This window comes from Pseudomonas sp. BGA-UO-ETr-WB11, from assembly GCF_059567785.1.
In genome coordinates this window covers 226,854-247,582 of record NZ_JCAQOS010000007.1, presented here as the reverse complement: position 1 = coordinate 247,582, position 20,729 = coordinate 226,854, and the positions used below count along the sequence as shown (strand labels likewise).

Genomic DNA, 20,729 nt, shown 5'->3' with positions numbered 1-20,729 from the left:
AGTCGCCGGCTAAAAACCGTACAAGTGGCCGATATGCCCGACATAGCCGCTAGCGACTGCCATTCAGTGGTCACCCCCGCTACAATCGCGCCTTTCTCGTCACGTCCGCGAGCCGACCGTGCCTGTACTGCGCCTACCCAGCCTTCCCGCCGCCAGCAGCAAACACTTCTCTGCTAAACAAGAGTGGGGCAATTTGCCCGGTGCTGCGCTGTCTCTGGCGATTGCCGAGGCGGCGACTGCCGCCAAACGCTTCACCCTGCTGCTGACTGCCGACAGCCAGAGTGCCGAGCGACTTGAACAAGAGCTGGGCTTTTTTGCCCCGGAACTGTCCGTGCTGCACTTTCCCGACTGGGAAACCCTGCCCTACGACCAGTTCTCGCCGCACCAGGACATCATCTCCCAGCGCATCGCCAGCCTTTATCGCCTGCCGGAGCTAAGCCGCGGCGTGTTGGTGGTACCAATCACCACGGCCCTGCACCGCCTGGCGCCGACGCGCTTTCTGCTCGGCACCAGTTTGGTATTGGACGTGGGCCAGAAGCTCAACGTCGAGCAGATGCGCACGCGCCTGGAGTCGGCCGGCTATCGCTGCGTCGACACCGTGTATGAACACGGTGAGTTCGCCGTACGCGGCGCGCTGATCGACCTGTTCCCGATGGGCAGCGAGTTGCCTTATCGCATCGACCTGTTCGATGATGAAATCGAAACCCTGCGTACCTTCGACGCGGAAACCCAACGTTCGATCGACAAGGTCGAGTCGATCCGCCTGCTGCCGGCTCGCGAGTTTCCTCTGGATAAAAAGGCTGTCACCGACTTCCGTGCACGCTTTCGCGAGCGCTTCGATGTGGATTTCCGCCGCTGCCCGATCTTCCAGGACATGGCCAGCGGCATCACCCCGGCCGGCATCGAGTACTACCTGCCGCTGTTCTTCGAAGACACCGCCAGCCTGTTCGACTACCTGCCCGAAGACACTCAGGTGTTCTCCCTGCCCGGCATCGAACAGGCTGCCGAGCAATTCTGGCACGACGTGCGCAACCGCTACGAGGACCGGCGCGGCGATCTGGAGCGACCACTGGTGCCGCCCGCCGAGCTGTTCCTGCCAGTAGAAGACTGCTTCGCCCGCCTCAAGCAATGGCCGCGAGTCGTGGCCAACCCGGAAGCCATCGAGCCTGGCGTCGGCCGCGAATGCTTCGCAGCCCGCCCGCTGCCGAACCTGGCGATTGAAGCCAAGGCCAACCAGCCTTTGGCCAGGCTGGCGGCCTTTCTCGACGAGTTCCCCGGTCGCGTGCTGTTCAGCGCCGAATCCGCTGGCCGCCGTGAAGTCTTGCTGGAGTTGCTGGCGCGCCTGAACCTGCGCCCGCAAACCGTGGATGGCTGGGCCGAGTTTCTCGCCAGCAAAGAGCGCCTGGCCGTCAGCATCGCGCCGATGGACGAAGGCCTGCTGCTGGATCAACCCGCCCTGGCCCTGATTGCCGAAAGCCCGCTGTTCGGTCAACGGGTGATGCAACGCCGCCGCCGCGACAAACGCAGCGACGGCCACGATGCTGTGATCAAGAACCTCGCCGAACTGCGCGAAGGCGCGCCGGTGGTGCATATCGACCACGGCGTCGGCCGCTACCTGGGCCTGGTCACCCTGGAAATCGACGGCCAGGCCGCCGAGTTCCTGACCATGATGTACGCAGAAGAGGCCAAGCTGTATGTGCCGGTCGCCAGCCTGCACCTGATCGCCCGCTACACCGGCAGCGACGACGCCCTGGCGCCATTGCACCGGCTCGGTTCGGAAACCTGGCAGAAGGCCAAGCGCAAAGCCGCCGAACAAGTCCGTGATGTGGCCGCCGAGCTGCTGGACATCTACGCCCGCCGCGCCGCCCGCGAAGGCTATGCGTTCAAGGACCCAATGGCCGACTACGCCACCTTTAGCGCCGGCTTCCCGTTCGAGGAAACCCCGGACCAGCAAACCACCATCGATGCGGTCAAAGCCGACATGCTCTCGGGCAAGCCGATGGATCGCCTGGTCTGCGGCGACGTTGGCTTCGGCAAGACCGAAGTGGCCATGCGCGCGGCCTTTATCGCCGTGCACAGCGGCCGTCAGGTCGCCGTGTTGGTGCCCACCACCCTGCTCGCCCAACAGCACTACAACAGCTTCCGCGACCGCTTTGCCGACTGGCCGGTGAATGTCGAGGTAATGAGCCGCTTCAAGTCCAACAAGGAAGTGGCCGAGGCCGTTGGCAAGCTGGCCGAGGGCAAGATCGATATCGTCATCGGCACCCACAAACTGCTGCAAGACGATGTCAAATTCCAGAACCTCGGGCTGGTGATCATCGACGAAGAACACCGCTTCGGCGTGCGCCAGAAGGAGCAGCTCAAAGCTCTGCGCAGTGAGGTCGACATTCTCACCCTGACTGCAACGCCGATCCCGCGCACCCTCAACATGGCTGTGTCTGGCATGCGCGACCTGTCGATCATCGCCACCCCGCCGGCGCGCCGGCTGTCGGTGCGCACCTTCGTCATGGAAGCCAACAAGCCGACGATCAAGGAAGCCCTGCTGCGTGAACTACTGCGTGGCGGCCAGGTGTATTACCTGCACAACGATGTGAAAACCATCGAGAAGTGCGCCGCCGATCTGGCCGAACTGGTGCCCGAGGCACGTATCGGCATCGGGCACGGCCAGCTCGGCGAGCGCGAGCTGGAACAGGTGATGAGCGACTTCTACCACAAGCGCTTCAACGTGCTGATCGCCTCAACCATCATCGAGACCGGCATCGACGTGCCGAGCGCCAACACCATCATCATCGAGCGCGCCGACAAATTCGGTCTGGCCCAGCTGCACCAGTTGCGTGGCCGCGTCGGTCGCAGTCACCACCAGGCCTACGCCTACCTGCTGACCCCGCCGCGCAAGCAGATGACTCCAGACGCCGAGAAGCGCCTGGAAGCCATCGCCAACACCCAGGACCTCGGCGCTGGCTTTGTGCTTGCTACCAACGACCTGGAAATTCGTGGCGCCGGCGAGCTGCTGGGCGACGGCCAAAGCGGGCAGATTCAAGCGGTCGGTTTCACCCTGTATATGGAAATGCTCGAACGCGCGGTCAAGTCGATCCGTAAGGGCGAACAACCGAACCTCGACCAGCCGTTGGGCGGCGGCCCGGAGATCAACCTGCGCGTGCCGGCACTGATCCCCGACGATTACCTGCCGGATGTGCACGCCCGCCTGATGCTGTACAAACGCATCGCCTCGGCCGCCGACGAGGAGGCCCTGAAGGACTTGCAGGTGGAGATGATCGACCGCTTCGGCTTGCTGCCCGAACCGAGCAAAAACCTGGTGCGCCTGACACTGCTGAAGCTGCAAGCGGAAAAGCTCGGCATCAAGAAGGTCGACGCCGGCCCGCAAGGCGGTCGCCTTGAGTTTGCCAGCGACACCTGCGTCGAACCGCTGACACTGATCAAGCTGATCCAGGGCCAGCCCAACCGCTACAAGTTCGAAGGCGCCACCCAGTTCAAATTCCAGGTGCCGATGGAGCGCCCGGAAGACCGTTTTAATACCTTGGAGGCGCTATTGGAGCGCCTGACCCCACAATCCACATAGGCGCTGTTGCGCTCGGTGATGCTGCGTTAAAAACAGGCTCGAACAGTGAATTTGCTCACTGAACGCACTTTAGTGCGGCCCGTAGGGCGAGCGAAGCGAGTAATGCTCATTTACAACCAGTAAACTCCGCTTCCTCGCCTGTTTTTGCCTTGCCTGACCTTCGCTCACGACGCCCCCATGCGGATTGTAATTCTCCCGAAAGGACTGATTTATGCGTTTACTTCGCTTGCTCCCCCTACTGCTCACCCTGCTGGCACCCAGCGTCTTTGCCGCGGGGAATTATCAGGTTGAGCTAATTCTCTTCCGCCAAGCCGGCACGCCGATCCTGGCCAGCCAACCGGTACCGGATGAGTGGGCCGGCGACGCACAACTGCCCGCCAGCGGCAGCCAGCGCGGCACCGCACTGAATGCCGAGGCTGCCAAGTTGGTGGCCGCCAACGGCTATGAGGTGGTCCTGCACCAAGCCTGGGTACAGGCCGCCGGCCCAACCCCGGTAAAAGTCGCCCTGAGCAGCGGCCAGGCACAGCTGGGCCACTCTCCAGCTGAAGGCACCCTGAGCCTGACCTTCGTTGACTACCTGGATGTGGATGCCGATTTCTGGGTCAACCAGTTCGATGCCGACGGCCTGGTTACCGCCAGCGAACGCATCAAACACAGCAGCCGCCTGAAGAACGGCCAACTGACCTACCTGGACCACGGCAGCCTGGGCCTACTGATCAAAGTTACGCCGCAGTAAGGGCACCTTTACCGGACAATAAAAAACCGCCGATTAGGCGGTTTTTTATTGGGGGAAATACCCAGGCAACGCCTAACTGGCCAATACCCGCGCCAGGGTGGCCTTGACCTGATCCATGCCCGCCGCCAGCACCCGTTCGATATCGGCCATGGTAATCAACTCGCTGGACTTGCCGGCTGCCGGGTTAACCACCAGCGCCAGGCATGCATAAGGCAATTCCAGCTCACGGGCCAGAGCCGCCTCGGGCATACCCGTCATCCCAACAATGTCGCAGCCATCGCGCTGCATGCGCGCAATCTCCGCCGCACTCTCCAGGCGTGGTCCCTGGGTGCAGCCGTACACACCAAAATCACTGAAACTGCAGCCGCTGGCCTGGAGTGCGGCAAGCAGCTGACTGCGCAACTCGGCTGCGTATGGGTAGCTGAAGTCGATGTGGGTGACGTGCTCAAGCCCGTCCTGACCATCGGCCTGAAAAAACGTGTGCTCGCGACCGTAGGTGTAATCGATGATCTGCTCGGGCACGCAAAAATGCCCTGCTGGCATATCCGCATGGATACCGCCCACCGCATTCACCGCAACAATCGCCTCGGCGCCAGCCTGCTTGAGCGCCCAGAGATTGGCGCGGTAGTTGACCTGATGCGGCGGGATGCGATGGGGATGGCCGTGACGGGCGAGAAACAGCACCTCACGCCCGGCAAAGTGCCCGCGTAGGATAGGCGCCGACGGGGCGCCATAGGGCGTATCGATATGCAGCTCAGTGTCGATGCGCAAACCATCCAGTTGGGTCAGGCCAGTGCCACCGATAATCGCGTAAACCGTCATCTTAGCCTCACTCAATCAATTCAGCGGCGCGCAAGGCACCCAACGCGGCCAGCCAGCGAGGCTGCTGACGGTAATCAGTGCTCGCCGTGCCCTGCCCGCGCATACGTTGCAGCCCCTGGGGTGGCTGCACGTGCAAGCGCTGCAGCGCACTCAGGGCCAGCTCGGCCGCCGCCCGATCATTACACACCAGGCCCATGTCACAGCCGGCGGTCAACGCCGCTTCAATCCGACTGGCAGCATCGCCGACCACATGGGCGCCGGCCATCGACAAGTCATCGCTAAAGATCACGCCTTTGAACTGCAGCTCGCCGCGCAGGATGTCCTGCAGCCAGCGCCGCGAGAATCCGGCCGGCTGGTTGTCGACCTGCGGATAGATCACATGGGCCGGCATCACCGCCGCCAGTTGCTGGCTGAGCAAGGCAAACGGCTGCAGGTCGGCGGCGCGGATCTGCTCCAGGCTGCGCTCGTCCACTGGAATCGCCACATGGGAATCCGCCTCGGCCCAACCATGGCCAGGGAAGTGTTTGCCGGTAGCGGCCATACCGGCAGCCGCCATACCGCGGATAAAGGCGCCAGCCAATTGCGCTGCACGTTGCGGATCACCGTGAAACGAACGTGTGCCGACCACCGCACTGCGCTGGTAATCCAGATCCAGCACTGGAGCAAAACTCAGGTCCAGCCCCACAGCCAGCACTTCAGTAGCCATCAACCAACCACAGTGTTCGGCCAGCTGTTCAGCATTGGATTGCGCGGCAATCGCCGCCATCGCTGGCAAACGCACAAAGCCCTGACGCAAGCGCTGCACGCGCCCGCCTTCCTGATCAACCGCCAAAAGCAGGTCCGGACGCACGGCCCGAATAGCCATGCTCAACTCACGCACCTGGCGCGGGCATTCGATATTGCGCGCAAACAAAATCAGCCCAGCCACTTCAGGCTGGCGCAGCAACTGGCGATCCTCGGCGGTCAGCCAAGTGCCGCCGATATCCAGCATCAAAGAACCTTGCATAACAGCCTTCCTTAACAATCAGCAGCGGCCCAATCGGGGCACGGCGCTTCATCAATCAGCACCCGGCAGTGCACAGGCACGCGAGCAAAGAGGTCGAGTAAATCGGCATTGCGCAGACGCACGCAGCCATGGGACAACGGCACGCCCATCGGCTCGGAGTCCGGGGTGCCGTGTAGGTAGATGTAGCGGCGAAAGGTATCGACGCGACCAAGGCGATTGCGGCCCAGCTCGCAGCCGCTAAGCCAGAGAATGCGAGTAAGAATCCAGTCGCGACCCGGAAATTGCGCCTGCAACTCCGGGCTGAATACCTCGCCCGTCCAGCGCCGACCACGCAGCACAGCACCGCAGGGCAAACCAGCGCCAATTTTGGCGCGCACCTGATGCAAGCCGCGCGGCGTACAGCCCGAACCATTGAGTTCACCGGCGCCATTGAGCGCCGTGGAAACCGGCAGACGCAGTAACAGGCGACCCGCAGCAAAGCCATACAGCTGCTGATCGGCGAGGGAAATATGGAGGAAATCGAGGGTCAACATGGGGCGCTAGCTTAGGGTCTGTTCCCGCTTCATCGCAAGCCGCGTTGCCGCGAATGAAGCGGGAACAGACCCTAACGGATTGGCCTTGCCGCGCCCACCGCCAAGGTTTACAGCTTGGGCACCAACGGGGAATTTTTGCTACGCGGTTTTAGCTGCGCCTTGGCCAAAGCCTCGTCAGTGACACCACTTTCGGCGCGCATACCGGCGGCCAGGAACGGCACCATCAGTCGCATTACCTGCTCAATCGAGGTATTTACACCAAAATCGTTCTCAGCAATGGCGCGCAAGGCCTTGATCCCGGACATGCTGAACGCCGCCGCACCCAGCATAAAGTGCACACGCCAGAACAACTCAATCGGCGGAACGCGCGGGGCCGTTTCGTAAACCAGCTGCATGTAACGGCGGAAGACTTTGCCGTACATGTCCTCCAGATACCGTCGCAAGTGCCCCTGGCTCTGACTGAAAGCCAGCCCCAACAGGCGCATGAAAATCGACAGATCATTACCACTGCGCGGTTTTACGGCGAGCGATTGCTCAACGAGAATTTCCAGCAACTCTTCAAGGCTAGCCTTGGTTTCAGGCTTGCCCTGGCGACGATCCAACTCACGTTCGAGGCTGATGCAGAATGGGCCAAGAAAGCGCGAGAACACCGCTTGAATCAGGGCCTTTTTCGAGCCGAAGTGATAGTTCACCGCAGCCAGATTAACTCCAGCCTTACTGGTGATCAGGCGCAGGGAAGTCTCAGAGAAACCCTTCTCCGCAAACAACTGCTCTGCCGCATCGAGAATACGCTCGACAGTTTCTGACTGGGCCATGGCCGCTCCGCCTAACAAACACTTGTTTGAAACATACGTTTCAAGCTGATCAATTGTCAAGCCGATCCGTGGCCATACAGCCTAGTTCAGTGCCTCGACAAACAAAGTTCTCAGTGCGAGACGTTCCGCAGCCTCTGCGGGTTACAAGCCACTCTCAACGGATATACCAATCAGCGGGATTGCCAAGCGCATTTCACTGTATATAATCACAGCACCTGTACAAACAGACAGACCCTCTACCATGATCAAGCTCACCCCGCGCCAAAGCGAAATCCTAGCCTTTATCAAACGCTGCCTGGAAGACCACGGCTTCCCGCCGACACGCGCCGAAATTGCCCAGGAACTCGGCTTCAAATCGCCCAATGCCGCCGAAGAGCACCTCAAGGCCCTGGCACGCAAAGGCGCCATTGAAATGACCCCTGGCGCCTCCCGCGGCATTCGCATCCCCGGCTTCGAACCCAACGCCGTTGAAGAGGACGGCCTGGCCGTCATCGGTCGCGTTGCTGCAGGCGCACCGATTCTGGCCCAGCAGCATGTAGAAGAAACCTGCAAGATCAATCCAGCCTTCTTCCACCCCCGCGCCGACTACCTGCTGCGCGTGAACGGCATGAGCATGAAGGACATCGGCATCTTCGACGGCGACCTGCTGGCCGTGCACACCACCCGCGAAGCACGTAACGGACAAATTGTCGTGGCCCGCATTGACGATGAAGTGACAGTGAAGCGCTTTCAACGCACCGGCAACAAGGTTCTGTTGATTGCGGAAAACCCGGACTTTGCACCGATAGAAATCAATCTTGAAGAACAAGACCTCGTGATCGAAGGCTTGAGTGTCGGCGTAATCCGCCGCTAGAGGAGGCTTTATGCAGTTCCCACAGTCGCCCAACCGTACCCAACTTCCGCTGTTTGATGCCTTCCTGCCCTCGCCAATGGCGCCCTTGCTAAACAGCAACGGCCAAACGCCCTGGATGGAAGAAACCGAAACCTGCAGCGAATTGACCTTACGCGGCTCGACTGGACACTGCCTGAACCTACTGGCACCCATCCTGCGCGAACTCAGCCAGAACCAGGACGCACGCTGGCTGACCCTGATCGCCCCACCCAGCAGCTTGACGCAAACCTGGCTACGCAACTCAGGGCTCAATCGTGAGCGCATCATGCTGCTGCACCCACGAGGCGAACAAAGCGCCCGCGACCTTGCCTGCTCAGTCCTGCGCCTGGGCCGCAGCCATACCGTGATCAGTTGGCTGCACCCACTGGATGCCAGTACTCAGCAACAATTGGCCAACGCGGCACAAGCCGGTGGAGCACAAAGCCTGAATATCAGTCTGAGCTAAGGCTTTCCGCTGCTCAGCAGCAGATCCAATTAAACAGCAACAACCCCGCGTAGTATGAGTTGCGCTCAGGACACCCATAAAGTCTCGAACCACTTACGCGCTGCATGTGTACGCAAGCCCTTGTAGGAGCCAGCTAGCTGGCGATTGGGCGAGCACACAGAACTTGGCAGCCGTCACGCTCGAAGCCTCTCCCACGACAACGCCGCAACACCACAAACACGCACACTCATGCAGGCTGCGAGTTTATTGACACGCAGTGCATGAGCATATGCCTGCTGTGGCAGCAGCATTTTATGGCGCTGTACCCGTTATGTGTTGCGCACGGGGCCGCTACCGGTTTTTGCTTTACGCCGAGTCACTTTCTCTTGACTCGCTTTGCTCACCATTCGGGCAAGCCTGCGGCTGTTACTTCGCTTCGCTACGTTCCGGCCTCCTGACGGGACCGGGAAACCGAGGCGCCTGCAAATCCGTGGGAGCGGTCTTGACCGCGAAGCTTTTAACTGCGCCAACTCGCCGCTGTGTCAGACACAGCCATCGGCAATGGGACCAATGCCTTGCAACACGTAACGGGTACATAGCCATTTTTATTGGTGACATTCACGGCGGAAGCCGCCGCTACAACGCAACATGCACCAAGTAGCTGACCCGCAGCTTGCCAACAGCCTGCAACTCCTTACGGCTTCGTGATTTTCTTCGTCCTGCGCTGGTGAATCCAATCAACGATCTCACCTTCAGGCGCATAGCCACTGACTGTCTGCCGCAGCAACTTGCGTACACAGTCATAATCATCCTGCTCAACAGCCTGCAAGAGCTCGCTCAGAACGGCCTTGAAATCATCCCATGACAGGTGATCTTCATTGGCACGCATGATCATCGGATGCTCAGTGGCAATCACGTCATCACCAATCAACAACTCTTCGTAAAGCTTTTCACCAGGGCGCAGACCGCTAAATTCAATAGCAATATCGCCATAAGGATTCTTCTCAGAGCGCACACTCAGGCCACTGAGGTGAATCATTTTCTCAGCCAATTCAGCGATTTTCACTGGCTGCCCCATATCCAGCACAAATACATCACCACCCTGCCCCATGGCACCAGCCTGAATGACTAATTGAGCGGCCTCGGGGATGGTCATGAAATAACGAGTGATGTTCGGGTGGGTCACAGTCACCGGGCCACCCCGACGAATTTGCTCATGAAACAGCGGAATGACCGAACCTGAAGACCCCAACACATTGCCAAAACGCACCATGGTGAACCGGGTTTTATTGACCTGATGCAGGCCCTCTTTATCTCCAAACAACACCGGCGCGGATTCGCGACTGAGTGCCTGCAGTACCATTTCTGCCAAGCGCTTGGTGCTGCCCATCACATTTGTAGGTCGCACAGCCTTGTCCGTAGAAATCAACACAAAGTGCTCTACACCGGCCCTAACAGCAGCCTGGGCGGTGTATGTCGAACCCACGACATTGTTAAGCACGCCCTCGGCAATATTGTGCTCAACCATCGGTACATGCTTGTAAGCGGCAGCGTGATAAACGGTATTGACCGCCCACGAGCGCATCACATCTAACAACCGCTGCGGATTGCGAATCGAGCCTAGAATGGGCACCAGTCGCACAGCCAAGGACTCACGGCGAATACGCTGTTCAAGCTCGCTGTGAATGCTGTAAAGATTGAACTCGCTGTGTTCGAACAGCAGCAAGGTGGTAGGTCCAGTAGACACAATCTGCCGGCACAACTCCGAGCCAATCGAACCACCGGCCCCCGTAACCATCACCACCTGATCGCGAATGCAGCGCTCGAACAAAGCTTTCTGCGGTGGCACGGCATCGCGCCCGAGTAAATCGGCGATGTCGACCTCTTGCACATCATCGACCGTGACCCGACCGCTGGCTAAATCCATAAAGCCCGGCACACTGCGCACGTGTAGCGGGTACTGCTCCAACAACTCCAACACCTCACGGCGTCTTGCCCGCGTGGCAGATGGAATAGCCAATAAGATCTCATTGGCGCCAGTTTCATCAATCATCTGCTGAATGTGCTTAGCGTTGTAAACCCGCAGCCCTGCGATAACCCGATTGGCAATGCCCGGATCATCGTCAATAAACGCCACCGCACGCATACCGCGCCCAAGTCGTAATGCCGCGACCAACTGATTGCCTGCAGCACCGGCGCCATAAACAGCCACCCGAGGCAAACCATCATCTTTGCGACTGAACTTGAACGGCTGATTTGATGAATACCAATCGCCCATAAAATACTGGCGCATTAGCAAGCGTAAACCGCCAATGGATAAAAGGCTCAGCAGCCAATAATTGAATACCATCGAACGCGGAATAACCTTTGGGGCCCCCTGATACCAATACACCGCAAGCGCCAACAACAAGGCCGAGATAGAAACTGCCTTAGCAATCGCAAGCAGTGCATCATTACCGAAATAGCGCATCACCGCGCGGTACATACCAAAGCGGATGAACAATGGAATGGCAATCACAGGAGCAGCTAAAAATAGCCAAAAATGCCCAGTTAATGGCTCAATCGCTTTGCTGTCGCCCAAACGCACCACAAACGCCAGCCACAACGAAACCCAGACCAGTACCACGTCCGTAGCGACTTGAAGCAAGCGCTTGTGGCGCCTAGGTAAACCAACCAAACGAGTTCGTAACTTTTCGGCCAACCCCAACACGATAATCCCTCACCACGACTGTAAGAACAAAAATTCCAGAAACTGAGAATTCAAAAAAACCATCGAGCGGATTTTATCCACCCCAAAAGTCTTAAATCTACTGCTGATAGCCAGCTTTGAACTTTAAAGCCAAAAAAATCAGCGGGATGTATGACACTAAAACACCAATAAAACCATCCAGAACCCCAAAAGTTACACACAGGGAAATCGGTAAAAGCCACAGGATATTGATTAGCAAAACACACAAAGTAACCGGCTTGTGCCCCGCGTACAACCGCGCCGCACATTGATAAGCGTGAGTACGGTGCGGCTCATATACCTTGTCGCCACGAATCAAACGACGAAGCAATGTAAAAGTTGCATCAACAACAAATACACCAAGCAATATCAACCAAGCCCACAATAATTGCGGCTGCACCCAAGCGGCTTGTAAAGATAGAACCCCCACTGTAATGCCAAGAAATCCGCTGCCAGAATCCCCCATAAACACTTTTGCAGGGGGAAAGTTCAAAATTAAAAAACCAGCAACTGCCGCCGCTAAGAATAAAGGCACAAGATACTGGCCAAGCTGAATTTCAGCTCCCAAATAGCTTGAAACACCATACAACAACGCCCCACTCACACAGACAAAAATGGCCTCAACGCTGGCAATACCATCGATACCATCCATAAAATTGTACAAATTTAGCAACCATACCAAATACACTGCAGCAAGCATGTGACCAAACCATCCCAAGTCGATAGTAAAGCCACATATCATCAAAGGCGGTAAGCCACCCACCCAAAATAACGACCAAAAAGCTGCAGCAAAATGCCCACTTAAACGCCAACGTATAGCAACATCAGCGATGTCATCGCGAAAGCCCAAAAAGGCTACAAAAAAACCTGAGAGCAAGGAAATAAAATTTATCGTACTAACAAGTCCCTGAGCAAAAATCACAGAAAGACTTATAAAAAAAATCACAGAAAATAAAATACCTCCGCCACGAGGCACAGCAATAGAGTGAGAACTTCGCGCATTGACAAGATCATTCAAGCTCGAGTGACGCGCATAAATTTGAAACACGCCCACCAACACAAACGAGCACAGAAAAACAGCCAGCAACTGAACAGCGTAAATAAACACTTAATTAATTTCCCGATAATAATTAACAGTCTGCGCCAGCGCGGTATCAACTGAAACAGGAGGCCGCCACCCTAAAACTTCGCAAGTCTGCTGCATATCAACCTGTAACGAACCACACAACCGCTGAAACAAAGCGTCTTGCCCAACACAATGGGCAATCATACGCAGAAAAAAAACGGGCACAGAAATTAATCTCGAAGATTTACCCATAGCACTAGCAACGCGCAGCAATAGATCACCAGTTGAAAGATCCTCGCCATCGCTTAATAAAAAGACTCTATTAGCGGCCAATGGATGAGCAGTGCAAACTACCAAAAGATCAACAAGGTTATCCACTGAGACAAAACTACGCTTATTTCTGACTGCACCAAATGGTAATGGAATACCCCTCCGCGTCCACTGCATCATTTTAAGAAAGTTTGCGCCAACACCAGGGCCATAAACGAGCACCGGCCGGATGATTACTAACTCCATTTCGGTATCAGCGCAAAGCGCAGACAGGCCTTCCTCTGCAGCCTTCTTGGATAACCCATAAGGATCAGAAGCTTGAAGCTTTCCCTCTGCACAATATGGCTGACCAATTTCTGTGCTTTCACCCATTGCCTTAATGGAACTGATAAAAACAAAACGTTTCACGCCGCGGTCTGCCGCCTGACGAGCCAGTGATAATGTGCCATCGACATTGATTTTGTGGAAAAGCGATAAACCTTCATTTCCCTCGCTAGCAAGTACATGAGCACGTGCAGCAACATGTACTACAACTTCCACATCTGCCAATCCGAACGCCCAGTCGACATCAAACTCCAAACCAGGGTAATAAAATAATCCTGCACACTCAGGCGGCTCATCGACACCGGAACGAAGCGCCAAAATAACTTCGTGTCCAGCGGAATTCAATGCGCGCAACAAGGGTGTACCTACAAAGCCTGTACCGCCGGTCAAGAGCACTTTCACTTTACCGCCTCACAGGCAAGTGCATGCAGCCCTATATAAATACCAGAATTTTGAATTTTTATTATTATATTCATAATATACTTATTATTTAGCAAGAGGCTAAAGCAAGGAAAACAAAGCGCCGCAGCAGTCGCAAGCGCTTCAACCAACCAGACTCAACGCAAAACCACCTTCACAACAGTAATTAATATAATTCTAATATCATTAATAAAACTCTGAGTATTGACATAGTCCAAATAAAACTTTTGCTTAATCGGCAACACTACATCTATATAGGCTTGCCTTGGATTTTCATAAGTAGCTAGCAACTCATTTTCATCAACCATCTCGATAGATGCAAGATCTGTTATCCCTGGACGAACCGACAAAACCTTATCGCGAACCTCAACAGGATAGCAGTCGATAAACTCCTGCACTTCAGGGCGCGGCCCAACCAGGCTCATGCTACCGACTACCACATCAATCAGCTGAGGCAACTCGTCGAGTTTGTATTTACGTAAGAAATGACCAGAGCGAGTGACTCTACTATCAAGGCCGACTGTTAATCGGCCTGATAAATCTGCATTCACTGACATGGTACGAAATTTGTGAATTCGAAATGGAACACCATGACGCCCAACTCGCACTTGCCGATAGAAGACAGGCCCAGAAGAGTCTAGCTTGACCCAAGCGGCTACGAGTATGAAGACAGGCAGTAATATTAAAATGCCGAGCACGGCACATACAAAATCGAAAATACGTTTAAGCATCCTGCAGCACCGTTTTGACAGCATCAACCACACGAATGAGATCCCCTTCTGTCATACGCGTGTAGAGGGGTAAGGTCACCTCCTGCTCAAACAGCTTTTGAGCAACAGGAAAGTCTTCCACTAATAATTCACAGCTGTTTTTCCAGTACGGATGCAAGTGCAAAGGAATAAAGTGTACTGAGCAACCAACGCCCAACTCTGACATTTTTACAATGAACTCATCACGACCAATGCGCGCCTCAGGCAAAATACGGACTGGATAGAGATGCCGCGCATGCATATCGCCAATCGGCGAATTTTGAGGAATAACGATAGGTAGATCCTTCAACTTCTCGTTGTAAAACAACGCCATTCGCTCTCTTTTTTCCTGAAATCCAGACAATTTACGCAATTGATGAATCCCAATTGCTGCAGCCGGATCACTTAAATTGTACTTGAAACCAGGTGCCACGACCTCGTAGAACCATGCGGGGGTTGTAGAGACATAACGATCAAATGCATCACGGCTTATGCCATGCAGGCGCATCACACGACAACGCTTAGCAATCTCCTGGCACCTAGTTACTACCATACCGCCTTCGCCGGTGGTCATGGTCTTATTAGCATAAAAACTGAAGACAGTAACATCAGAATCAAGAGTTCCAATTTTACGCCCGCTCCAAGTAGTTGGAAGTGCGTGGGCAGCATCTTCAACAACACGCAGATTGTGTTTTTTAGCCAAGGTTAACAATTTATCCATGTCGCAGCTTAAGCCTGCGAAGTGCACAGGCATAATTGCCTTTGTACGCGAGGTGATTGCCGCCTCTACTGCTGCTGGATCGATGTTAAAGGTATCTTCAAGGACGTCCACCATAACGGGAGTCGCCCCTAAATAACGTACTACCTCTGCTGTTGCCGTGAAGGTATACGTAGGCAAAATAACCTCATCACCCGGCCCCACACCAATTGCTTCTAACGCGAGATGAAGACCTGCGGTTGCAGAATTAACGGCAATACTTTCAACATCACCGCCAAGAAATGCGCTGAAATCTTGTTCGAACTGACGCGTCTTGGGGCCTGTTGTTACCCATCCAGAACGCAACGCGCTCACGACCTCAGCAATTTCTTCTTCACAGATTTCGGGCAATGCAAATGGAAGAAATTTATTATCCATCATAATTATCCAAATATTATCAAAAATTATACATCAAGGAAATTCAAAAGATCGAAAACCTAGCGCCACTCACTTGGAGTCGGGATCAGCAGAACTTACCCCCCTCAAAAACTCTAAGTGCTCAAAATCAAAGTAAGTAAACTCTATGCCTGGGGAGTGAATATATCGCTTATCGAAAGAACCAGTGTTTCCTATTATTTTTGCAGGGTTACCCGCCACCACAGAAAAGTCAGGAATTTCTCCCTTAACAACACTGCCGGCAGCAATTATACATCCTTTCCCGATACTAGCCCCCGGCATAATAACAGCACCTGCCGCAATAAAAGTATAGTCGCCAATGGATACTGGAGCACGGACATAACCAATGCGATCATCTGCCGCCACTTTAATAAAGTCCGCACCCAAAAGCCTAATTGAAACATGACTACTATGGGTAAAAATCCCAACATAAGCACCAATTTGCACACCATCGCCTATGCTAATGCCATTACTTGCATCCAATATTGAATGATGCCAGACCCAGCACTGATCTCCGATCTTAAGTTTTCCGGGCTCCAATATGCTAGCAGTAGAACTTATTCTCGTATTCCGAAAAAATCGCTTACTACAGCGATCATAATATCCGTAAACCATAAACGGCCTAGTAAATAAAGCGGCGAAATTCTGCAAAAATGATATTATGTAGCCCGCCGGCGAAAGATATATTTTTTTCAGAAAACTCATATAGACCTCCTAGAATTAAATATAGCACTCAGGAGCAAGGTTAAATTTCCACGCCTACTCAGAGCATTCTCAGCAAAAGAAAATGCACGCGCCCCCATACTATCAAGTTGATCCTGATCACTCGTGACAGCTGATTGCATTGCCTCTGTAATTTTTTGAATGTTTTCCGGCTCAACAACCCAACCACACTGGCACTCTTCAACAATCGTTGCCGCTTCACTTCCCTCGTCAACTATTGCCAAAATTGGCTTGGCTGAGAACATATAAGCTGTCATTTTCGAAGGTAAGGCCGTACTCGAAATACCTTTTCTCAACGGCATAATTAACACATCAGACTTGGATTGAAGAAGAGCAACCTGCGCTGGCAAAACCTCTATAAACTCTATATCGCAACTATAATTTTTAGCCACATCCTGACACCTAATTTTATCGGGACCATCCCCAGCTATAATCAAGCGCGAGCCTTCCAAACCGGAACGACCGAATGCATGTATCAATAAATCAACGCCAGCAGAAGGATTTACAGTACCTAAAAACAAAAAACACTTGCCTACAATTTCATTTCGACGTGGAGAATCTCGAAACACATTAAAGCTACTATCATCTTGCCAATTTCTAACAACCATGATTTTTGAACTATCAATATTTCTCGTAGCTATGAGATATCGACGCATTTGATTTGAAATTGCAACAACTTTATCAGCTGAGCGGAGAACATATTTATCAAAAGAAACAAAAACTTTACTTACAACCCCCCCCAAAAAACCGAGTTTTGCAACCAATGATTCAGGATAAACATCTTGGACATGTATAACAAATGGTATATTAAACTTACGTGAAATTCGCGCCAGCATTAATTGCGAAAACACAGGCCATACATTTGCATAAATAACTTCAATGTTTTTCTGATGCAGCTTTACAAAATTTTCCAGACTGCGTCCATAACTGTAACTTTCTAAAAGCCTGCCGAGAACGCTAGATCTCGCACAAACATATGAATCAGAAATCACGTGTTCAAAACAATAGCTACTAGCTTCTTCAGAGGAAAAATTAAATCCATAAGGCCTAGAGGGCCTAGGAGAGAAAACTACAACTTCAGCTTCCCCACTTAATGTACTGGCAATGTCATATGATATATTTGCAGAAACTACAGGCTCAGGAGGAAATAAAGAAGAAGCGATTAAAATCATTAATTAGTATTCCTTCCAAACAACTCGCATCACATAATCGCGATAACTGTGGATTATTCGCACCACCTTATCTGCCACATTCGGCATGCTGTAATCAGCCACCAAACGCAAGTTGCGCTCATCACCACGACACTGACTCTCCAGCACCTGGAGGCCCTGCAGCACGCGCTCGACCTCAAGGCCGACCATCATGACCGATGCCTCTTCCATACCTTCCGGACGCTCATGTGCTTCCCGGATATTTAGCGCAGGAAAATTGAGAATCGAGGACTCCTCGTTGATGGTGCCACTGTCGGACAAAACGGCTTTAGACTCCACTTGCAACTTGTTGTAATCTTTGAAACCCAAGGGCTTGAGCAGGCGTACGTTGCCATGGAATACCACTCCCATCGCGTCCACACGCTTTTGCGTACGTGGATGTGTGGAGACGATTACTGGGTAATCGTAATGCGCGGCGACCGCGTTGAGTACATCCACAAGCTTGAGAAAATTCTTGTCGGAGTCGATGTTCTCTTCACGGTGACCACTAACCACAAAGAACTTGCCTGGCTCCAAGTTCAAGCGCCCCAGCACATCGGAGGCTTCAATACCCTCACGGTAATGATTTAGCACTTCAAACATAGGGCTACCAGTCTTGATAATCATGTCTGGTGGCAGACCTTCTCGCAGCAGGTAGTCGCGCGCAATGGTGCTGTAGGTCAGGTTGATGTCGGCGGTATGATCGACGATACGCCGGTTAATCTCTTCGGGGACGCGCATATCAAAACAACGATTGCCAGCCTCCATATGGAAGGTAGGAATCTTGCGACGCTTAGCGGGGATCACCGCCATGCAGCTATTGGTATCTCCCAACACCAGCAAGGCCTCAGGCTGCACTTCAGCCAGCACGCGATCCACTGCGATGATTACATTGCCAATGGTTTCGGCACCGCTACTACCGGCAGCATTCAGAAAATGATCCGGTTTACGAATACCTAGATCATCAAAAAAAATCTGATTCAACTCGTAATCGTAGTTTTGCCCAGTATGTACCAACACATGCTCACAGCACTCATCAAGCTTGGCCATCACGCGCGAAAGACGAATGATTTCCGGACGGGTACCCACCACGGTGACAACTTTCAATTTTTTCATTGCAGTATCCTGCTCACAGCCGCTCATGCCTCAGTCCCCACAGCGCAGGTAAAGGTATCTGGGTGTTCACGGTCAAAAATTTCATTGGCCCAAAGCATGACAATCATTTCTTCGTCACCAATATTGGTGATGTCATGAGTCCAGCCAGGCACGGTTTCGACGATTTGAGGCGCTTCACCCGTGGTTAATAATTCGTAAAATTCACCCGTTACAATATGGCGAAAACGAAAACAAGCTCGCCCCCTTATAACAAGAAATTTTTCGGTCTTTGAATGATGATAATGCCCGCCGCGGGTAATACCAGGATGGGCCGTAAAGAACGAAAACTGGCCTGAGTCTTTAGTTTTAAGCATTTCAACGAACACACCACGTGAGTCGCCGTACTTAGGCACATCGTAGGCAAATCGTTCGGCCGGCAGGTAACTTAGATAGGTAGAGTACAACGCTCTTACCAGTCCGGTACCAACGGGCTCAGTAATCATCGACTTACGGCTGTCGCGGAAGCTATACAGTTGTTCGGCAAGATCACCTATGGTGATGCTATATTGTGGTTCGACGCTAACAAACGGACCGTCTACCAACTTCCCATCCATGACATGGATGAAATGACGCACCACATCGTCGATGTACACAAGGTTAATGCAAGCAGTCGGGTCATTAATCTGAATTGGTAAATCACGAGTGATGTTATGGCAGAAGGTAGCCACCGCAGAGTTGTAATTTGCGCGCGCCCACTTCCCAAAAACGTTTGGCAAACGAAATATATGTAACGGAGTACCGCAGATGCTTACCAACTCCAGCAAAGCCTCTTCAGCACCACGCTTACTAATACCGTAAGGATTTTCCTGTTCGGCCTGGCTTGATGATGTGTAAAGCACTGGCAGCATTTTTTTGCTCGCCTTTATGGCATTACATAACACTTGAGTGAGATCTGTATTACCACTTTGGAACTCTTGTGGATCTTCTGGCCGGTTCACACCCGCCAAGTGAAATACGAAATCTACATCAAGGATCAACTGCGGCAATAAGCTTGGATCGTCGCCACGCGTGAAGCGCAAAAGCTCGACATCATTGCGCTCACGCAAGTGCGTAATTAAATTTTTGCCAATAAAGCCATCGGCGCCAGTGATCAGCACTTTCATCGCTTATTCCTCAGCGGTTGCGTATTCACCGCGTTGAATAGCGCGCATGAAATCCAACTTAAGTAGCAAGCGCTGCATGCCTTCGACATCTAAACGCTCAGTGTTGTGGGAGTTGTAATCTTCGGTGCGAGAAATCTTCTCTTCACCCTGCTCCACAAACTTACCGTAATTGAGATCACGCAAATCAGGCGGTACGCGATAATACTCACCACGGTCCTCTGCACAGGCCATTTCCTCACGGCTGAGTAACGCCTCGTAAAGCTTCTCGCCATGACGCGTGCCAATAATTTGAATCGGATGTTCAGGCTTGCCAAGCAATGCAGTCAGCGCCTGGGCCAAAACTTCCACCGTTGCAGCAGGCGCCTTCTGTACGAACATATCGCCATTATTTCCGTGCTCGAAGGCATACAGCACCAGATCCACGGCATCCGCCAATGTCATCATGAAGCGCGTCATGTTTGGATCGGTCAATGTCAGAGGTAGACCCGCTCGAATTTGCTCAATAAATAACGGAATCACCGAGCCTCGAGAGGCCATAACATTGCCGTAACGGGTACCACAAATCACTGTCCTACTGTCTTCGACATTACGCGATTTGGCGACCATCACTTTTTCCATCATCGCCTTTGAAATACCCATAGCATTGATTGGGTAAACCGCTTTATCCGTGCTGAGACAGACCACACGCCTGATACCGTTTTGGATAGCTGCCTCCAACACGTTTTCAGTGCCGAGCACATTGGTTTTGACCGCCTCCAAGGGATGGAACTCACAGGATGGCACTTGCTTCAGCGCTGCCGCGTGAAATATGTAGTCCACGCCACGAGTGGCGTTGAGGATACTCTGATAGTCGCGAACATCGCCGATGTAAAACTTTAATTTAGCGTTAGCGTAGCGTTTACGCATGTCATCTTGCTTTTTTTCATCGCGACTAAAGATACGAATTTCTTCGATATCCGTATTCAAAAAACGCTTCAGAACCGCATTACCGAAAGAACCCGTACCACCGGTTATGAGTAGCTTTTTGCCTCTAAACATAT

General features: G+C 53.3%; 18 protein-coding genes. 4 read left to right on the top strand and 14 right to left on the bottom strand.

Annotated features, from left to right (window positions below):
- Positions 1–118 precede the first annotated feature (118 nt).
- Entirely contained in the window at positions 119–3,580 is a 3,462-nt protein-coding gene (mfd, locus tag AC56DI_RS11920) for a transcription-repair coupling factor (RefSeq protein WP_496346351.1), read from the top strand.
- A 211-nt stretch (positions 3,581–3,791) separates the two neighbouring features.
- Complete coding sequence (locus AC56DI_RS11915; protein WP_496346350.1) at positions 3,792–4,316, top strand: CsiV family protein; 525 nt, start codon at positions 3,792–3,794, stop codon at positions 4,314–4,316.
- A gap of 72 nt (positions 4,317–4,388) precedes the next feature.
- Here the strand turns inward: AC56DI_RS11915 and AC56DI_RS11910 are convergent, their stop codons facing one another.
- The 4 genes from AC56DI_RS11910 to AC56DI_RS11895 form a co-directional block, all read right to left on the bottom strand.
- Positions 4,389–5,138, bottom strand: coding sequence for an S-methyl-5'-thioinosine phosphorylase (locus AC56DI_RS11910; protein WP_496346349.1), 750 nt, complete (start codon positions 5,136–5,138; stop codon positions 4,389–4,391).
- Positions 5,139–5,145: 7 nt separating this feature from the next.
- Positions 5,146–6,144 carry a beta-N-acetylhexosaminidase gene (gene nagZ / locus AC56DI_RS11905; protein ID WP_496346348.1) on the bottom strand — a complete coding sequence of 333 codons (999 nt, stop codon included), beginning with the start codon at positions 6,142–6,144 and terminating at the stop codon, positions 5,146–5,148.
- An 11-nt stretch (positions 6,145–6,155) separates the two neighbouring features.
- Positions 6,156–6,677 carry a L,D-transpeptidase family protein gene (locus tag AC56DI_RS11900; protein ID WP_496346347.1) on the bottom strand — a complete coding sequence of 174 codons (522 nt, stop codon included), beginning with the start codon at positions 6,675–6,677 and terminating at the stop codon, positions 6,156–6,158.
- A gap of 107 nt (positions 6,678–6,784) precedes the next feature.
- Entirely contained in the window at positions 6,785–7,492 is a 708-nt protein-coding gene (locus tag AC56DI_RS11895; protein WP_496346346.1) for a TetR/AcrR family transcriptional regulator, read from the bottom strand.
- Positions 7,493–7,733: 241 nt separating this feature from the next.
- Between AC56DI_RS11895 and lexA the strand changes: the two genes are divergently transcribed.
- The gene (lexA, locus tag AC56DI_RS11890; RefSeq protein ID WP_496346345.1) at positions 7,734–8,345 is read left to right on the top strand and encodes a transcriptional repressor LexA; all 612 of its coding nucleotides are present in this window, start codon (positions 7,734–7,736) and stop codon (positions 8,343–8,345) included.
- Positions 8,346–8,355: 10 nt separating this feature from the next.
- Positions 8,356–8,829 (top strand): SOS-induced cell division inhibitor SulA, encoded by a 474-nt coding sequence (sulA, locus tag AC56DI_RS11885; RefSeq protein WP_496346344.1) that lies wholly within the window; start codon positions 8,356–8,358, stop codon positions 8,827–8,829.
- Between the two features lie 673 nt (positions 8,830–9,502).
- Here sulA and AC56DI_RS11880 read toward each other — a convergent pair.
- The 10 genes from AC56DI_RS11880 to AC56DI_RS11835 form a co-directional block, all read right to left on the bottom strand.
- Positions 9,503–11,509 (bottom strand): polysaccharide biosynthesis protein, encoded by a 2,007-nt coding sequence (locus AC56DI_RS11880; RefSeq protein ID WP_496346649.1) that lies wholly within the window; start codon positions 11,507–11,509, stop codon positions 9,503–9,505.
- Between the two features lie 106 nt (positions 11,510–11,615).
- Positions 11,616–12,644, bottom strand: coding sequence for an MraY family glycosyltransferase (locus AC56DI_RS11875; protein ID WP_496346343.1), 1,029 nt, complete (start codon positions 12,642–12,644; stop codon positions 11,616–11,618).
- Positions 12,645–13,598: an NAD-dependent epimerase/dehydratase family protein gene (locus AC56DI_RS11870; RefSeq protein ID WP_496346342.1), complete on the bottom strand. Its 954-nt coding sequence runs from the start codon at positions 13,596–13,598 to the stop codon at positions 12,645–12,647.
- Between the two features lie 155 nt (positions 13,599–13,753).
- Positions 13,754–14,347, bottom strand: coding sequence for a sugar transferase (locus AC56DI_RS11865; RefSeq protein WP_496346341.1), 594 nt, complete (start codon positions 14,345–14,347; stop codon positions 13,754–13,756).
- Positions 14,340–15,500, bottom strand: coding sequence for a DegT/DnrJ/EryC1/StrS family aminotransferase (locus AC56DI_RS11860; RefSeq protein ID WP_496346340.1), 1,161 nt, complete (start codon positions 15,498–15,500; stop codon positions 14,340–14,342). Before AC56DI_RS11860 ends, AC56DI_RS11865 begins: the two co-directional genes overlap by 8 nt.
- A 69-nt stretch (positions 15,501–15,569) precedes the next feature.
- Entirely contained in the window at positions 15,570–16,223 is a 654-nt protein-coding gene (locus AC56DI_RS11855) for an acyltransferase (protein ID WP_496346339.1), read from the bottom strand.
- A complete protein-coding gene (locus tag AC56DI_RS11850; protein ID WP_496346338.1) occupies positions 16,220–17,413 on the bottom strand; it encodes a glycosyltransferase family 4 protein in 1,194 nt (397 codons plus the stop codon). Before AC56DI_RS11850 ends, AC56DI_RS11855 begins: the two co-directional genes overlap by 4 nt.
- Positions 17,414–17,416: 3 nt before the next feature.
- The gene (gene wecB / locus AC56DI_RS11845) at positions 17,417–18,547 is read right to left on the bottom strand and encodes a non-hydrolyzing UDP-N-acetylglucosamine 2-epimerase (protein ID WP_496346337.1); all 1,131 of its coding nucleotides are present in this window, start codon (positions 18,545–18,547) and stop codon (positions 17,417–17,419) included.
- A 23-nt stretch (positions 18,548–18,570) separates the two neighbouring features.
- Positions 18,571–19,689 (bottom strand): UDP-2-acetamido-2,6-beta-L-arabino-hexul-4-ose reductase, encoded by a 1,119-nt coding sequence (wbjC, locus tag AC56DI_RS11840; protein ID WP_496346336.1) that lies wholly within the window; start codon positions 19,687–19,689, stop codon positions 18,571–18,573.
- 3 nt (positions 19,690–19,692) lie between these two features.
- Positions 19,693–20,727 carry a polysaccharide biosynthesis protein gene (locus AC56DI_RS11835; protein WP_496346335.1) on the bottom strand — a complete coding sequence of 345 codons (1,035 nt, stop codon included), beginning with the start codon at positions 20,725–20,727 and terminating at the stop codon, positions 19,693–19,695.
- Positions 20,728–20,729: the final 2 nt, after the last annotated feature.

Coding starts and splice junctions, on each gene's coding strand:
- AC56DI_RS11915 (WP_496346350.1), top strand. CDS start 3,792: ATGCGTTTACTTCGCTTGCTCCCCCTACTGCTCACCCTGCTGGCACCC.
- AC56DI_RS11910 (WP_496346349.1), bottom strand. CDS start 5,138: ATGACGGTTTACGCGATTATCGGTGGCACTGGCCTGACCCAACTGGAT.
- nagZ (WP_496346348.1), bottom strand. CDS start 6,144: ATGCAAGGTTCTTTGATGCTGGATATCGGCGGCACTTGGCTGACCGCC.
- AC56DI_RS11900 (WP_496346347.1), bottom strand. CDS start 6,677: ATGTTGACCCTCGATTTCCTCCATATTTCCCTCGCCGATCAGCAGCTG.
- AC56DI_RS11895 (WP_496346346.1), bottom strand. CDS start 7,492: ATGGCCCAGTCAGAAACTGTCGAGCGTATTCTCGATGCGGCAGAGCAG.
- lexA (WP_496346345.1), top strand. CDS start 7,734: ATGATCAAGCTCACCCCGCGCCAAAGCGAAATCCTAGCCTTTATCAAA.
- sulA (WP_496346344.1), top strand. CDS start 8,356: ATGCAGTTCCCACAGTCGCCCAACCGTACCCAACTTCCGCTGTTTGAT.
- AC56DI_RS11865 (WP_496346341.1), bottom strand. CDS start 14,347: ATGCTTAAACGTATTTTCGATTTTGTATGTGCCGTGCTCGGCATTTTA.
- AC56DI_RS11860 (WP_496346340.1), bottom strand. CDS start 15,500: ATGGATAATAAATTTCTTCCATTTGCATTGCCCGAAATCTGTGAAGAA.
- AC56DI_RS11855 (WP_496346339.1), bottom strand. CDS start 16,223: ATGAGTTTTCTGAAAAAAATATATCTTTCGCCGGCGGGCTACATAATA.
- AC56DI_RS11850 (WP_496346338.1), bottom strand. CDS start 17,413: ATGATTTTAATCGCTTCTTCTTTATTTCCTCCTGAGCCTGTAGTTTCT.
- wecB (WP_496346337.1), bottom strand. CDS start 18,547: ATGAAAAAATTGAAAGTTGTCACCGTGGTGGGTACCCGTCCGGAAATC.
- wbjC (WP_496346336.1), bottom strand. CDS start 19,689: ATGAAAGTGCTGATCACTGGCGCCGATGGCTTTATTGGCAAAAATTTA.
- AC56DI_RS11835 (WP_496346335.1), bottom strand. CDS start 20,727: ATGTTTAGAGGCAAAAAGCTACTCATAACCGGTGGTACGGGTTCTTTC.